This is a genomic window from Vreelandella subglaciescola (assembly GCF_900142895.1).
Classification (GTDB): Bacteria; Pseudomonadota; Gammaproteobacteria; order Pseudomonadales; family Halomonadaceae; genus Vreelandella; species Vreelandella subglaciescola.
In genome coordinates, this window is record NZ_LT670847.1 from 1,170,287 (window position 1) to 1,183,815 (window position 13,529).

At 60.9% G+C, this 13,529-nt stretch carries 11 protein-coding genes and 1 pseudogene; 2 read left to right on the forward strand and 10 right to left on the reverse strand.

The features are described 5' to 3' along the window. Positions 1–20: 20 nt before the first annotated feature. The 4 genes from B5495_RS05420 to ybaK all read right to left on the reverse strand — a co-directional run bounded on the left by B5495_RS05420 (position 21) and on the right by ybaK (position 4,928). On the reverse strand, positions 21–1,931 hold the full coding sequence (locus B5495_RS05420) for an ABC transporter ATP-binding protein (RefSeq protein WP_079551955.1): 1,911 nt from the start codon (positions 1,929–1,931) through the stop codon (positions 21–23). Positions 1,932–1,996: 65 nt separating this feature from the next. Further along, positions 1,997–2,866: a PA4780 family RIO1-like protein kinase gene (locus tag B5495_RS05425; RefSeq protein WP_079551957.1), complete on the reverse strand. Its 870-nt coding sequence runs from the start codon at positions 2,864–2,866 to the stop codon at positions 1,997–1,999. A 25-nt stretch (positions 2,867–2,891) separates the two neighbouring features. Next, a complete protein-coding gene (dbpA, locus tag B5495_RS05430) occupies positions 2,892–4,289 on the reverse strand; it encodes an ATP-dependent RNA helicase DbpA (protein ID WP_079551959.1) in 1,398 nt (465 codons plus the stop codon). Positions 4,290–4,460: 171 nt separating this feature from the next. Beyond that, positions 4,461–4,928 carry a Cys-tRNA(Pro) deacylase gene (gene ybaK / locus B5495_RS05435; protein WP_079551961.1) on the reverse strand — a complete coding sequence of 156 codons (468 nt, stop codon included), beginning with the start codon at positions 4,926–4,928 and terminating at the stop codon, positions 4,461–4,463. A 398-nt stretch (positions 4,929–5,326) separates the two neighbouring features. Here ybaK and B5495_RS05440 point away from each other — a divergent pair. Further along, a pseudogene (locus B5495_RS05440) lies at positions 5,327–6,732 on the forward strand (PhoH family protein). Positions 6,733–6,756: 24 nt separating this feature from the next. Here B5495_RS05440 and B5495_RS05445 read toward each other — a convergent pair. The 4 genes from B5495_RS05445 to B5495_RS05460 form a co-directional block, all read right to left on the reverse strand. Beyond that, positions 6,757–7,755, reverse strand: coding sequence for a YihY/virulence factor BrkB family protein (locus tag B5495_RS05445; RefSeq protein ID WP_079551962.1), 999 nt, complete (start codon positions 7,753–7,755; stop codon positions 6,757–6,759). 3 nt (positions 7,756–7,758) lie between these two features. After that, on the reverse strand, positions 7,759–8,424 hold the full coding sequence (locus B5495_RS05450) for an alpha/beta hydrolase (protein WP_079551964.1): 666 nt from the start codon (positions 8,422–8,424) through the stop codon (positions 7,759–7,761). A 74-nt stretch (positions 8,425–8,498) separates the two neighbouring features. Further along, positions 8,499–10,268: an SLC13 family permease gene (locus B5495_RS05455; RefSeq protein ID WP_079551966.1), complete on the reverse strand. Its 1,770-nt coding sequence runs from the start codon at positions 10,266–10,268 to the stop codon at positions 8,499–8,501. Between the two features lie 197 nt (positions 10,269–10,465). Beyond that, complete coding sequence (locus B5495_RS05460) at positions 10,466–10,672, reverse strand: cold-shock protein (protein ID WP_079551968.1); 207 nt, start codon at positions 10,670–10,672, stop codon at positions 10,466–10,468. Between the two features lie 306 nt (positions 10,673–10,978). Here B5495_RS05460 and msrA point away from each other — a divergent pair, with 306 nt between their 5' ends. Beyond that, complete coding sequence (gene msrA, locus B5495_RS05465; protein WP_079551970.1) at positions 10,979–11,623, forward strand: peptide-methionine (S)-S-oxide reductase MsrA; 645 nt, start codon at positions 10,979–10,981, stop codon at positions 11,621–11,623. Here msrA and B5495_RS05470 read toward each other — a convergent pair. Continuing rightward, the gene (locus B5495_RS05470; RefSeq protein WP_079551971.1) at positions 11,620–12,108 is read right to left on the reverse strand and encodes a phosphatidylglycerophosphatase A family protein; all 489 of its coding nucleotides are present in this window, start codon (positions 12,106–12,108) and stop codon (positions 11,620–11,622) included. The two genes, msrA and B5495_RS05470, sit on opposite strands and share 4 nt — an antisense overlap. A 62-nt stretch (positions 12,109–12,170) precedes the next feature. Then, complete coding sequence (gene trhP, locus B5495_RS05475) at positions 12,171–13,490, reverse strand: prephenate-dependent tRNA uridine(34) hydroxylase TrhP (RefSeq protein ID WP_079551973.1); 1,320 nt, start codon at positions 13,488–13,490, stop codon at positions 12,171–12,173. Between the last annotated feature and the right edge of the window lie 39 nt (positions 13,491–13,529).

A 13,529-nucleotide genomic window follows, 5' to 3' on the forward strand; every position in this document is an offset into this window, starting at 1 on the left:
TACAGGCAACATAGCATGCTTTATGCCGGATCAAGGTAACCTTTATCGGTGGACGCCTGGTCGGGCGCGTCGAGGCCGATAAATCCGCCCGACTGGTGTTTCCACAGCCGCGCGTAGATGCCGTTTTTGGCCAGCAGCTCGCGGTGGGTGCCGGCCTCGACAATCTGACCGCCGTCCACCACCAGCAGGCGGTCGAGCATCGCGATGGTCGACAGGCGGTGGGCAATCGCGATCACCGTCTTGCCCTGCATCAGGTGCTCAAGCTGCTCCTGAATCGCCGCTTCGACCTCGGAATCCAACGCCGAGGTCGCTTCGTCGAGCACCAGAATCGGCGCGTTTTTCAGCAGCACCCGGGCAATCGCAATGCGCTGGCGCTGCCCGCCGGAAAGCTTCACCCCGCGCTCACCAACGTGGGCGTCCAGCCCGCGGCGCCCTTCGGGGTCGACCAGATCATTGATAAAGCCATCGGCGTGGGCCTGTCGCACCGCGTCCCAGACGGCATCATCGCCGGCGTCGGGGCTGCCGTAGCGGATGTTATCGCGCAATGAGCGGTGCAAAAGCGAAGTATCCTGGGTCACCATGCCGATCTGGTGGCGCAGCGAGGTCTGGGTGACCTCGGCAATATTTTGCCCGTCGATGCGTATCGCCCCGCCCTGCAGGTCGTAAAAGCGCAGCAGCAGGTTGGCAAGCGTTGACTTGCCCGCCCCCGAGCGGCCGATCAGCCCGACCTTCTCGCCCGGGGCAATGGTCAGATCGAGGCTGTCGAACACCGGTTTGTAGGCGCCGCCGGCTTCGGCGTAGCCAAAATGCAGCGCATCGAAGCGGATTTCGCCACGAGGCACCGCCAGCGTTGGGGCCTCGGGCGCGTCACGCACCGCCGGCGCATTGGCAATGGTATTCATGCCGTCCTGTACGGTGCCCACGTTTTCAAACAGCCGCGCCACTTCCCATAGAATCCAGTCGGACATGAAGCGCACGCGCATCACCAGCGCGATGGCAATCGCCAGCACGCCAAGCGAGATCACCTGCGTATACCAGGCCACCAGCACCGTCGCCGCCATGCCCACCAGCAGCAGCGTATTGAGCAGCGTCAGGCACACGCTGAGCACGGTCACCAGACGCATCTGGCCGTGTACCGTGGTCATGAAGCCTTCCATCGCTTCACGCGCATAGTTTTGTTCGTGTCGGGTATCGGCAAACAGCTTGATGGTCTGAATATTGCTGTAGCTGTCGACCACGCGGCCAGTCATCTGCGCGCGGGCGTTGGCCTGAGCCATGGATACGTTGCGCAGACGCGGCACAAAAAAGCGCATGATCGCCAAATACCCCAGCAGCCATACGAACAGCGGCAGCGCCAGCCAGATATCGGCCTTGATCAACAAAATCGCCGCGCCGGTAAAATACACGATGGCGTACACCAGCAGGTCCATGACCTTGGTCACGGTTTCGCGAATCGCCAGCGCCGTTTGCATCACCTTTTGCGACACGCGGCCGGCAAACTCGTCCTGATAAAAGGCCAGACTCTGGCCCAGCATGTGACGATGCGAGAGCCAGCGGCCAATCATCGGATAGTTGCCGAAAATGCTCTGGTTGGTCACCAGCGACTGCAGCAGCACCAACAGCGGCAACCCGATCAGCATGGCGATACCGACGCCAATCAGCGCGGCGCCGTGCGCCTGCCAGAAGCCCACGCGCTCAACGCCGGCCAGCCAGTCGACCAGCTCGCCCATGTAATTGAAAAACACGACCTCGGTGGCCGACACCAGCGCGGTAAACAGCGACATCCACAGAAGCATCGGCCACACCGGGCGCGAAAAATGCCATAAAAAGGCCATCAGCCCCTTGGGCGGCGTTTCCACACGGCCGTCGGGGTAGGGGTTAATCCGCGCCTCAAAGTAGTCAAACAGCGGCGCTAACACACGGCTGAACATGCAGTCTCCTACTGTTTATACCCACCTTTTATACCAACCCTTTATACCGGCCTTGCGCCTGCCCGTCAGTATGACGGCGCGTCATCATCCGGCTCACCGCGCATGCGCTCAAGGCGCTCTTCCTCTTCTTCCTTGACGTCGTCGATGATTTCCAGCATCTCACCGACGTCGGCCAGGTGGCTGGCAAAGGTAAAGTCGCCGGTCAGCGTCGTGTCGGGGTGCAGCTCGCCGGCTTCATACAGCGCCCACATTTCTTCGCCGTAGTACGTCTCGGCAAGCTCGGGGGCAAAGCGGGCAAAATAGCCGCGCATGTTGTTGACGTCGCGCTCAAGCATTGCCTCGGCGCCGTTGTTGCCGGCGGCGTCTACCGCCTGAGGCAGGTCGATAATCACCGGGCCGTCGGCATCCACCAGTACGTTGAACTCGGAAAGATCACCATGAATAAGCCCCGCGCAGAGCATGCGTACCACGTCGCGCAACACCTTCTGGTAATACTCGCGCGCGATTTCCGGCGTCAGGGTGACATCGTCAAGGCGCGGCGCGACGTCACCGGCGGCGTCGGTGATCATTTCCATCAGCAGTACGCCATCGACAAAGCCGCGTGGCTGCGGCACGCGAACGCCTGCCGAAGACAGCCGATACAGCGCGTCGACCTCGGCGGTGAGCCAGGCCTGCTCCTGTTGTTGCTGCCCGTAGCGGGTCTTTTTGGCCATGGCGCGGGCGCGGCGGCTATTACGCTCCTTGCGCCCTTCCTGATACTGCACCGCCTGCTTGAAGCTGCGCTTGTTGGCCTCTTTGAACACCTTGGCGCAGCAGGTTTCATCACCGCAGCGCACCACGTAAACCTGCGCTTCCTTGCCGCTCATCAGCTGCTGTTCTACCGCGTTGATCAGACCGTCGTCGATCAGCGGCTGTAACCGTTTGGGTATTTTCATAAACGCTTGCGTTGGCTCCTCCGCTCTAACCGTTAACGCGGCGTGCGCGCACGTTACGGCCTTTAAGTTGATCGCGCTCAAGCTTGGCCAGCGCGCTTTTGGCGACGCCACGCTCAACCGCCACGTAGGCACTGCGGGCGAGCACCTTGATCTTGCCTACCTGCTCTCCGCGAATGCCGCCGTCGCCGGTCAGCGCGCCGAGAATATCGCCGGGGCGCAGCTTGTCTTTCTTGCCCGCGCCCAGCTGCAACGTAGCCATGGGCGCCACCAGCGGCCGCTCGTCTTCCACGTCGGGCAGCGCTTCGCGCTCAAAAACGCTGTCGCTCATTTCGGCCAGGCGCTCAAAGCGGTAGTTTTCTTTAGCGCTGACCAGCGTACAAGCCACACCGCTTTTACCTGCGCGGCCGGTACGCCCGACGCGATGGGTGTGAACCTCAAGCTCGTGGGCAATCTGCAGGTTGAAAACGCCGTCTATGCCGGCGATATCCAGCCCCCGGGCGGCCACGTCGGTGGCCACCAGCAGCGACACGCTGCGGTTGGCAAACATCACTACGATGCGCTCGCGGTCTTTCTGCTCCAGATCACCGTTCAGCGCCAGCGCACTCATGCCCGACGCGTTCAGGTCCTCCGCCACCCGCAGGGTGTCGCGCTTGGTATTGCAAAACACCACGCCGCTTTCCGGGCGGTAGTGCAGCAACAGCCGGCGCAGCGCAGCAAAGCGCGAGGCCTCGTCGGCCACGGCGTAAAAATGCTGATCGATAGTCGTGTCATCGTGGGCGTCTTCGACCTGCACGATGCACGGCTCGCGCAAAAGCCCGCGGGTAAAGCCCGCCAGCCCGCCCTGCGCCGCGTCGGCCGGGTAGGTCGCGCTGAACAGCAGCGTCTGCCGGCGCGGTGGCGTTTGCGCCACGATGGCGTCAATTGCGGTTTGAAAGCCCATATCGAGCATGCGGTCGGCTTCATCGAGCACCAGCATGGTGACGCCTCTCAGCACCAGCGTGCCTTTGCGCAGGTGGTCTTCCACCCGCCCGGGCGTGCCCACGACGATATGCGCGCCGTGCTCAAGAGATGCCAGCTGTGGGCCAAACGGCGCGCCGCCGCATAGCGTCAGCACCTTGACGTTGGGCAGCTGGCGGGCCAGCCCGCGCAGCGCCTCGCCAACCTGCTCGGCCAGCTCACGGGTGGGGCACAATACCAGCCCCTGTACGCGGCTGTTGGCGACGTTAAGCCCGGCCAGCATCGCCAAGCCAAAGGCCGCGGTCTTGCCCGAGCCGGTTTTGGCCTGTGCCAGCACGTCCTGGCCGGCAAGCGCCGGCGGCAAAGCGCGCGCCTGTACCGGTGTCATGGTGTGATAGCCAAGCGATTCAAGGTTCGCTAATAGCGCCTGAGGCAGCGCCAGGCCCGTAAAGGAAGTCGTAGACACAAATAATACCTGAAACGGGGCGAAAACGCCCCAAAAACGTAAGCGGGGAGAGGCGCGCAGGCGATAAGTCCACCTGTTGCGCGCCTGCCAATATGTAACGCAGCCTAACAGAAAACGCGGCGCGAGATGGCGTTCTAGCGGGCAAACCCACCCGCCGCTGACTAACAAGCATCAGCTCGCCAGCGGCACAAACTCAGCCCAGGTGAGTGCTGCCAAGTCGGCGGGGGCAAGCGCGATCTCAAGCCCGCGCCGCCCGGCACTGACGTAAATCCGCTCGACGGACTCGGCAGAGGCGTCAATAAACGTGGGCAGGCGCTTTTTCTGCCCCAGCGGGCTGACGCCGCCGAGCACATAGCCAGTGGCGCGTTCAACCTCGGCGGGCAGCGCCATCGCGGCCTTTTTAGCCTTTGCCGCCCGGGCAATGTGCTTTAAGCCAAGCTGTGCGGTCACCGGCACAATGCCCACCGCCAGACGCTTTCCATCCAGCACCACTACCAGCGTTTTGAAAATATGCTCGGGGGCGACGCCCAACTTTTCCGCCGCTTCAAGGCCGTAGGAGGCCGCACTTTCGTCGTGCGTGTAGGTGTGGGTCGTAAAGGCGACGCGGGCTTTTTTGGCGGACTCAATGGCCGGTGTCATGGCTCGCCTCCAACGTGCTAGTTCAGGGTAATCGACGTCACCGGGCGCAAGGTTTCAAAAGGCGGCGCCCAGCGATGCCACGCACATCTGCGCAATCGTTACGGCACTCACCGTAAGAACTCCTGAATAAAACGCATAATTGCCGTGTAATTATCCCCCATTCGACGATTTTAGGGAACATTTTTCGCCTGGCGCCAGCTGTTCTCGCCCCGCTGTACGCTTTCCATGCGCCGCGACATGGCAAAAAGTCGCGCGTTATCCGACACTAAGGCTAACGCCCGCCACACACCAAGACCCGCAGAAGAGGAGCCACCGGAACACGCCAGGGAACGACACGGCAGTCTCAACAATTTTTTGTCCGTGTCGATGTTGCTATCAACGCAGGAGTGCTTCCAACGATGGTCCGACTCGAAAAGAAAGCCACCCGGCTTTATGTGCTCGACACTAACGTACTCATCCACGACCCCATGGCGCTTTACCACTTCGACGAACACGACGTGGTAATCCCCATGACGGTGCTTGAGGAGCTGGACAAGCACAAGAACGGCATTCGTGATATTGCCCGTACCGCGCGTCAGGTTAGCCGCACGCTGTCAGATTTGACCCACCGCGCCAGCTTTACGGATATTGAACGCGGCATTCCCCTGCCCCGCGCCACCGGCGAGCCGGGCCGGCTGCGTTTTCTGTGCTATGACGATTTAAAACCCCTTGAGCACTTGTTCTCCAGCGCCGACAACCGTCTGCTCGCAGAAACCTGCCGTCTGCGCGACGAGCGCCCCGATGCCTCGGTCATTCTGGTATCGAAAGACATCAATCTGCGCATCAAGGCCGCCGCGCTGAACGTGCCGGTGGAAGACTATCTGAGCGACCGCGCCTTCGACGACAGCGACAGCATGATCGAAGGTGCGGCGGTTTACAGCCGGGAACAGCACGCCGCGCCGCTGTGGGAGACGCTGGACGTTCAGGTCAACGTCGAGCGCGTAGAGAAGCGCACCTTCTACCAGCTGCAAGGCGACATTCCCACGCATTGGCACCAGGGCATGCTGGTCTCGGACAGCGAAAACGGCGCCGAATTCGAAGCGATCGTGCGCGAAATATCATCCTCTACCGCACGCCTTGAACTGCTCACCAACTACCGTCACCACGGCGGCGTATGGGGCGTTCACGCCCACGACAGCCGGCAAAACTTTACCCTCAACCTGCTGATGGATAAAGACATTGATCTGGTCACTATCGCCGGCAATGCCGGCACCGGCAAAACCTTCATGACGCTGGCTGCCGCGTTTCAGCAGACGCTTGATCATCGCGACTTCGAGCGCGTCGTGTTTACCCGCGCGCCTATCCCCATGGGCGAGGACATCGGCTTTCTGCCCGGCACCGAAGAGGAAAAGATGTCGCCGTGGATGGGCGCCTTTCACGACAACATGGATAACCTGCTGCGCAGCGATGAGGGCGAATCCAGCTGGGACGATAGCGCCACCCGCCAGCTGATCGGCTCCCGGGTGCAGATCCGCGCGCCCAGCTTTATGCGCGGACGCACGCTCAACGACACGCTGCTGATCATCGACGAGGCGCAGAACTTTACCCCCAAGCAGCTCAAGGCGTTGATCAGCCGCGCGGGGCGAAATACCAAGATCGTGTGTCTGGGCAACGTCGGCCAGATTGATACGCCCTACCTCACCGCCAACACCTGCGGCATGGCCGCCGTCGTTGAGCGCTTTCGCGACTGGCCCCACGCCGGCCACATCACGCTGAAAGCGTCGAACGCTCGCGCCTGGCGCTGGCCGCCGAAGAGCTTTTGTAGCCATAACACCAACCGCCACAGCAGCTACTCATTCTCATCCCGCTTTCCGGCACCGTCGTTCTGGCGGTGCCAGGGATGTTCAGCACCCAGCGTATCGGCCGCGTGGGCGCGACGGCTGCCCATCGGCCGATCGCGACCAACCGTCGTATCTCTGCGCGTCTGGCGCTCCATCTGGGCGTTGATTTCGGCGCCCAACAGCACCACGAAGGCCGACAGCCAGAACCACAGCATCAGCACCACCACCGCCCCCAGCGAACCGTAAAGTTCGCTGAAATTGGCAAAATAGCGCACATAAAGCGACAGCCCGCCCGACCCCAACAGCCACAGCACAGTGGCGAGCAACGTGCCTACACTCAGCCACTGCCAGCGCGGCGCACGGCGATATGGCGCAAAACGGTACAGCAGCGCAATGATCAGACTCATGGCAATCAACAATACCGGCCAGCGCAGCCAGTAAAGCAGCTGCTCCAGCAGCGACGTCAGCGGCATGTACGCAACGCCAAACGGCACCAGCGCAATAAAGCCCAGCGTCAGAAGCGTCATCACGATCAGCCCGAGCGTCAGCGCCATCACCATCACGCCGCGCTGCATCCGGCCACGCTGATCGGGCTCGCCGTAGACCACGTTGAGCCCGGTAATCAGCCCGCGCACCCCCTTGGAGGCCACAAACAAGGCGATCAGCGAACTGATCAATGCCGCCGTGCCGCTGCGTTTTTCTGCACTTTGCGCCACTTTTTGCGTTTGCTTGGCGATCAGCTCGGCGGCGTCCGGCGGCATGAAATGGCTCAGTTCGCGCAGCTGCTGGCTGGCCTCATAAGGATCAAATACCAGGCCGCCGATAGACACCACCGCCGCAATCGCAGGAAACAGCGACAGCAGCGCATAAAATGCCACGCCCGCCGCCAGCATGGTGATGCGATCCTGCTCGGCTCCATGCAACACGCGCCAGGCAATATCACACCAGCCACGGCGTGGAATCTGCTCGGGATGGCGGGCATTGCGCCCGCGCTGTGCGTCGCTCACGGGTCAGCCCAGCCGCGCACTGATAAAGCGGCTAATGTCATTAATTTGCGCGGGGCACAGCGAATGCGCCATTTCATAGCGCCGGAACTCAACCGCATAGCCTTGTGTCCGGAGCGCCTCAACGCCCTGATAGCCCAGGCTTTCAGGCACTATCGGGTCAGCGGTGCCGTGATGCGCCTCGATGGGCAACGCGCGGTTAGCTGCAGATAGCCTTAGCGCCTGAGGATTAGCCAGATAGGTCGACATCGCCAGCAGCCCGGCAAGCGGCTGAGCAAACGTCAGCGCCGCCTGATAGGCCACCGCCCCGCCCTGGGAAAACCCCGCGACAATGATCCGCCGGCTATCAATGCCATGATCAATCTGCGCCTGAATCAGCTGCTGGATACGCTCGGCCGAGTCCGTCAGCTGTGCCGCATCCACCTTGCGGCCCAGATCCACGGATAAAATGTCGTACCAGGCCGGCATCGTCATGCCGTTATTCACGGTAACGGCAAGCGACGGCGCATGGGGCATGATAAAACGCATGTCCACGCCGTCAGGCAAATCAAGCTGAGGCACAAGCGGTTCGAAGTCGTGGCCGTCAGCGCCCAGTCCGTGAAGAATAAACACGCAGGCATTGGCGGGCCGTCCGGACGACGGCTCGATAATCAGCTCACTTTGTCGGGTCATTACAGTTTTTCCTTACCTTGGACAATACGCGCTACCCTAGCGCAAAGCGCCGGGTACGGCGAGAAAAGAGCCGGCTAGAACGGCCATATCAGCGGTATCAGCGACAGCGCAATCGCCGCCGTCAGCAGGTTGAGCCCGCTGCCCACGCGTAAAAAATCGCGCAGCTGGTAGCCGCCGGGGCCGTACACCATCAGGTTGGTCTGATAGCCCAGCGGTGTTAAAAAGCTGGTGGACGCGGCAAACATCAGCGCGACGACAAACGGCATGGGGCTAACGCCCAGACTTTCCGCCGCCGACATGGCCACGGGGAACATGATCACCGCCGCGGCGTTATTGGTCACCACTTCGGTCAACAGCGCCACCGTCACGTAGACGCAGATCAGCAACAACAGGGGGCTCCCCGAAGAAAGCGAGATAACCGCACCGGCCAGCGTATTGGCCGCGCCCGAGCCGGTCAGCGCCGCGCCGACACCGAACGAGGCCGCGATGGTCAACAGCACCTGAACATCCAGACTGCGTTTGGCACTACCCACCGAGCAGCAGCCGGTTAACAGCGCCGCCGCCGCCCCCATGACGGCCGCGTTGAGCAGGCTGGTCAGGCCAAAGGCGGCAAGGCCTGCCACGCCAAACAGGATGCCCCAGGCCAGCGGCGCTTTTTCATGCGCCGGGCGCGCCGCGCCGTTCAATTCGCTGACCAGCAGAAACTCTCGGGACTGGCGATGGCGGGCAAGAAACGGCGGGCGCACTTCCAGCAACAATACATCGGCCGGCTGCAGCCGCACGTGCCCTAGATTGCCGGTGACCCGCTCGCCGCCACGGCAGATGGCCAGCACCACCGCGCCATAAAGCGTCCGAAAGCGCCCGTCGCGTATCCGCTGACCGATAAACTGGCACTGTCGCGATACCACCACCTCGACCAGCCGGCGTTCCTTGAAGGCGGTTTCCAGATTTGAATGGGCATCGCGGGACGGCAACAGCCCGCGGATCTGCTGCAGCTCGACGGCCGCCGAGCGCGTGCCGGCAAACACCAGCCGGTCTTTGCCCTTGAGCACTTCTCCCGGCCCCACCACGCTGACGATATTGCCGGCGCGCTCGATCTCTACCAGAAACAGTTCGCGCAGATGGCGCAGGCCGGCCTCTTCTACCGTGCGCTCGGCCAGCGGCCCCCGGGCGTCCACCTCCATTTCGATGGTGAACTCGCGCGGGTTGGCAAAGGCTTGGGACGCGCCGCCACGTCGCGGCAACAGCATTGGCGCAATGGTCAGCAAATAGGCCAACCCGGCAAGCGCAACGGGAATCCCCACCCAGGCCAGATCGAAAAGCCCCATATCCAGCGCAGGGTAGCGTTCACGCAGCAGGCCATAGACGACGAGGTTAGTGCTGGTGCCAAACAGCGTGATGGTGCCGCCCAGAATGGAAGCAAAGCTTAACGGCAGCAAAAACCGCTGGGCCGAAAAGCCCAGCCGCCGGCTCCAGCTCAGCACCGCCGGCAGGTAAGCGGCGACAATCGGGGTATTGTTCAACAGGCCGCTCAGCGTGGCAACCGGCACCAGCAGACGAAAAAGCGCCCGACGCTCGCTGCGGGGGCGGCCCAGCACGTGGCGCACCAGCAGGTCGATGCCGCCGGTTTCACGAATGCCCGCCACCAGCACATACATGCACGCCACGGTAAACAGCCCGCTGTGGGAAAAGCCGCCCAGCGCCTCCTCCGGGCTGAGCACGCCCAGCACCAGCAGCAGCATGACCGCACCCAGCAAAATGACATCCGAGCCCAGGCGCGACAGCGCCATCAGCGGAAAAATCGTCAGTACCACGCCAATGGCAATCCAAGCATCCAGCGACATTACACACGCCCTTTGGTTATCCGTCAGGGTATTGTGCCGCCGCTTCAATATTCTAAAAAGTTATTTTTAGAACCAGATTAATTCACTTAAAGAATATACAAACACAGGGCAATAAAAAACCCCGCCGTAGCGGGGTTTTTTCAGCATGCCGACTGTTAGCCGGCAGCCAACATCTTGGCGGTTAAGTCATTTATGACTTAGTCTTCCGCTTTGATGTTGGAAGCCTGAAGGCCTTTCTTGCCCTGTGTGACGTCGAAGGAAACCTTCTGGCCGTCTTGCAGAGTTTTGAAGCCGTCAGCTTGAATTTCGGAGAAGTGCGCGAACAGGTCGTCGCCATTGTCGTCCGGAGAAATAAAGCCGAAGCCTTTAGTGTCGTTAAACCACTTAACGGTACCAGTTGCCATTATCGAAATTCCTCGATTTAGCGAAATATGGATCCGGGAAATACCCGAGTTGCAGTGGGTAGAACAAGAAACTTTCACCAGACTCAACGCTCGAGGCGCTTCAATGCTGCTGACAACGTTCGACTTGCTAACCAACTGCGAAGCATCATGGCCTTTTCCCGAGCGCACGTCAACACAATCCGTAAAATAATGTTGTTACGTCACAGCATATACACAGGCGATACAAACCGCGGAACTCGTATACGCTGCGCACATCCAATAACGTAGTACGCGATGGATTTCGCCCAATACCCCACAGGAGCGTCCATGATGCTATCTACCCGTTTTCGCCTGCTGCCTCTTGCCGCCGCAATCGCTGCCGGCATGGTCGCATCGACGGCTCACGCCGCTGAGACAACAACCGCCGCTGACGGTGCGAGTACGGCCGTTTTTGCCGGGGGCTGCTTCTGGTGCATGGAACCCCCGTATGACGATCAGGCCGGCGTCACTGCCACTACCTCTGGCTATATCGGCGGTGAGCTTAAAAACCCGAGCTACGAGGAAATTTCCGGCGGTGGTACCGGCCACGCCGAGGCGGTGAAGGTGACCTATAACGCCGACGAGATCGGCTACGCCAAGCTGCTGGAGATTTTCTGGCGCAACATTGACCCCTTCGCCGAGGATCGCCAGTTCTGCGATAGCGGCGCCGAATACCGCTCGGCGATTTTTTACTCAAGCGAGCGCCAGCGCGAGCTGGCCGAAGCCTCCAAAGCCGAGATGCAAGAGCGCTTCGATCAGGAGATTGCCACCCAGATTGTGCCCGCCAGCACCTTTTGGGATGCGGAGGACTACCACCAGAACTATGCCGAGAAAAACCCGCTGCGCTACAAGTTCTACCGCTTTGGCTGCGGGCGCGACGACCGCCTGGAAGAGGTGTGGGGTGATGAGGCCGGCGGCCCGACCTTCAATTAACGGCGGCAGTAGCGCCAGGCGCTAAGCAGGGCCGCCATGCAAGCCCACGCAAGCGCGGCGGCAACAAGGTCGTCGGCAACGATACCCAGCCCGCCGGGCAGTGCTTCTGCCCAGCTGACCGGCGGCAGTTTAAGCGCATCAAATGCGCGAAAAATAGCAAAGCCCACTATCAGCCACGGCCAGTGGCACGCGGCGGCTATCCCGCGCCGATTCGACAGCCCCAAAAGCGCCAGCGGAAACGCGACGATTTCATCCAGCACGATGCTACCCGCATCGCCGCCGGCAAAATACTGCACCGATGCCCAGTGGCATACTGGCACCGCCACAAGCGCCAATACGGCAATAACCGCCCCTTGGCGCCTTGGCGTTTTGCCTCCTAGCCACCATGCCAGCGCCACGCCCCACAGCGAGCCAAAGGTGCCCGGGGCAAAAGGCATGAACCCGACCCCCAAGCCGGTAGCCAGCCACAAATTCAGCGTTTCCATTACATCCACCTGTTAAGCGGCTAGGATAAGAGTTTATACGGAGCTTAAAGCTCGGCGGAGCTTCAGGCTTGTGAGGGCAGAATGCGTGTCAGATAACTGTGTTCCAGCGCACTGGGCGTTTGAGGCGGGCGAGGGATGCGAACGATATGGCCGCTGCCGGGCGCGTACTCCATAGCTACGCCGTTGCGGTTTTCCATAACCGATATCGAAAACGTTAGATTGCCCGAGGGTGTGATCAGCTCAAGCTGGTCGCCCGGTGCAAACTTGTTTTTCACATCGATGGTGAGCCATTGGCCGTCGTCATGGGTGATGGTGCCCACCACCTGCTGGGTGCCCAGATAGGATGAGCCTCTCTCGTAGGTCTGGTATTCCTGAGGCATATGCCGGCGCAGGAAGCCTTCGGTGTAGCCGCGATTGGACAGTGCTTCCAGCTCATTCATCAGGCCCATGTCGAAAGCTTTACCTTGAGTGGCTTCATCAATAGCCCGGCGATAAATCTGGGTAGTGCGGGCCACGTAATAGGTGCTCTTGGTACGCCCCTCAATTTTCAGGGAGTGCACGCCCATGGCTGCGAGCTCGGCCACATGCTGTACGGCCCGAAGATCCCGGGAGTTCATAATATAGGTGCCGTGCTCATCTTCATAAGCGGGGATGTAGCTGCCGGGGCGGTTGGGTTCTTCCAACAGGATTTCTTTTGGCTCGTAGCTTTGCACGTCGCTTTGGTCTGATGTGGCAATCAGGTCACCCGTGTGGTCGTGGGTGTGCTGAACTTCTTTGTAGTTCCAGCGACAGGCATTGGTGCAGGCGCCTTGGTTTGCGTCCCGGTGGTTCATATAGCCGGAGAGCAGGCAACGCCCAGAATAGGCCATGCACAGGGCGCCGTGAACGAACACCTCCAGTTCCATCTGCGGAACCCGCTCGCGGATGTCGCGGATTTCGCCTAGGGCGAGCTCCCGAGACAGAATCACCCGGCTGATGCCCTGGCGGCGCCAGAATTCCACGGTTGCCCAGTTTACGGCGTTGGCCTGTACCGAAAGATGTATGGGTTGATCGGGCCACTTTTCCCGCACCAGCATAATCAAACCAGGGTCTGACATGATCAGGGCGTCTGGCTTATATTCGAGTATCGGTTCCAAGTGCCTCAGGTAGGAGCGCACTTTGTCATTGTGGGGCGCTATGTTGGATACCAGATAGAACTGCTTGCCCAGAGCGTGGGCTCGTTTAATGCCTGCGCCCAGAGTGGCAGCGTCTTTGAAGCTGTTGTTGCGCACCCGCAAGGAGTAGCGTGGCTGGCCGGCATAGACAGCATCTGCGCCATAGGCGAATGCGGTTTCAAGGTGCTCTGGGGTGCCGGCAGGTGCCAGCAGTTCTGGGATAATCATGGGGGCTCCAAGTAGGTCAGTGGTTGGCTATTTTGCCGT

Excerpts from the sequence above, each read along its gene's own strand:
- B5495_RS05420 (WP_079551955.1), bottom strand. The coding sequence starts at position 1,931 with ATGTTCAGCCGTGTGTTAGCGCCGCTGTTTGACTACTTTGAGGCGCGG.
- B5495_RS05425 (WP_079551957.1), bottom strand. The coding sequence starts at position 2,866 with ATGAAAATACCCAAACGGTTACAGCCGCTGATCGACGACGGTCTGATC.
- ybaK (WP_079551961.1), bottom strand. The coding sequence starts at position 4,928 with ATGACACCGGCCATTGAGTCCGCCAAAAAAGCCCGCGTCGCCTTTACG.
- B5495_RS05450 (WP_079551964.1), bottom strand. The coding sequence starts at position 8,424 with ATGACCCGACAAAGTGAGCTGATTATCGAGCCGTCGTCCGGACGGCCC.
- B5495_RS05455 (WP_079551966.1), bottom strand. The coding sequence starts at position 10,268 with ATGTCGCTGGATGCTTGGATTGCCATTGGCGTGGTACTGACGATTTTT.
- B5495_RS05460 (WP_079551968.1), bottom strand. The coding sequence starts at position 10,672 with ATGGCAACTGGTACCGTTAAGTGGTTTAACGACACTAAAGGCTTCGGC.
- msrA (WP_079551970.1), top strand. The coding sequence starts at position 10,979 with ATGATGCTATCTACCCGTTTTCGCCTGCTGCCTCTTGCCGCCGCAATC.
- B5495_RS05470 (WP_079551971.1), bottom strand. The coding sequence starts at position 12,108 with ATGGAAACGCTGAATTTGTGGCTGGCTACCGGCTTGGGGGTCGGGTTC.
- trhP (WP_079551973.1), bottom strand. The coding sequence starts at position 13,490 with ATGATTATCCCAGAACTGCTGGCACCTGCCGGCACCCCAGAGCACCTT.